1 rRNA gene is annotated in these 1,262 nt (G+C 54.0%); it reads right to left on the reverse strand.

The annotated features are described in order from the left end of the window. A 16S ribosomal RNA gene (locus tag BUA21_RS14405) occupies positions 1-1,262 on the reverse strand; the annotation flags it as partial.

Below are 1,262 nucleotides of genomic sequence, written 5' to 3' on the forward strand. Positions count from 1 at the left end.
CCCTACCTTCGGCGGCTGCCTCCTTACGGTTAGCTCACCGACTTCGGGTATTGTCAACTCCCATGGTGTGACGGGCGGTGTGTACAAGACCCGGGAACGCATTCACCGCGGCATTCTGATCCGCGATTACTAGCAACTCCGGCTTCATGTAGGCGGGTTGCAGCCTACAATCCGAACTGGGATCGGTTTTGTGGGATTAGCTCCTTATCACTAAGTGGCTGCCCGTTGTACCGACCATTGTAGCACGTGTGTAGCCCAGGACATAAAGGGCATGATGATTTGACGTCATCCCCACCTTCCTCCGATTTGTCATCGGCAGTCTCTTTAGAGTGCACAGCCTGACTGTTTGCAACTAAAGACAAGGGTTGCGCTCGTTGCGGGACTTAACCCAACATCTCACGACACGAGCTGACGACAACCATGCACCACCTGTCTCCCCAGTCCCCGAAGGGAATGAACTATCTCTAGTTCCGTCCGGGGGATGTCAAGCCCTGGTAAGGTTCTTCGCGTTGCATCGAATTAAACCACATGCTCCGCTGCTTGTGCGGGTCCCCGTCAATTCCTTTGAGTTTCAGTGTTGCCACCGTACTCCCCAGGCGGAGTGCTTAATGTGTTAACTGCGGCACCGAGGTTTGACCCCCGACACCTAGCACTCATCGTTTACGGCGTGGACTACCAGGGTATCTAATCCTGTTTGCTCCCCACGCTTTCGTGCCTCAGCGTCAGTTACAGTCCAGAGAGTCGCCTTCGCCACTGGTATTCCTCCTAATATCTACGCATTTCACCGCTACACTAGGAATTCCACTCTCCTCTCCTGTACTCAAGCCTCACAGTTTCAAATGCTTACCACGGTTAAGCCGTGAGATTTCACATCTGACTTACAAGGCCGCCTACGCACCCTTTACGCCCAATAAATCCGGACAACGCTCGCCCCCTACGTATTACCGCGGCTGCTGGCACGTAGTTAGCCGGGGCTTCCTCCTAAGGTACCGTCATTATCGTCCCTTAGGACAGAGCTTTACGATCCGAAAACCTTCATCGCTCACGCGGCGTCGCTGCATCAGAGTTCCCTCCATTGTGCAATATTCCCCACTGCTGCCTCCCGTAGGAGTCTGGACCGTGTCTCAGTTCCAGTGTGGCCGTTCACCCTCTCAGGCCGGCTACCCATCGTCGCCTTGGTGAGCTATTACCTCACCAACTAGCTAATGGGACGCGAGTCCATCTTATACCGCTTAATCGCTTTGACTTGAAAATCATGCGAT

This window comes from Sporanaerobacter acetigenes DSM 13106 (assembly GCF_900130025.1).
In the GTDB taxonomy this organism is placed as follows: Bacteria; Bacillota; Clostridia; order Tissierellales; family Sporanaerobacteraceae; genus Sporanaerobacter; species Sporanaerobacter acetigenes.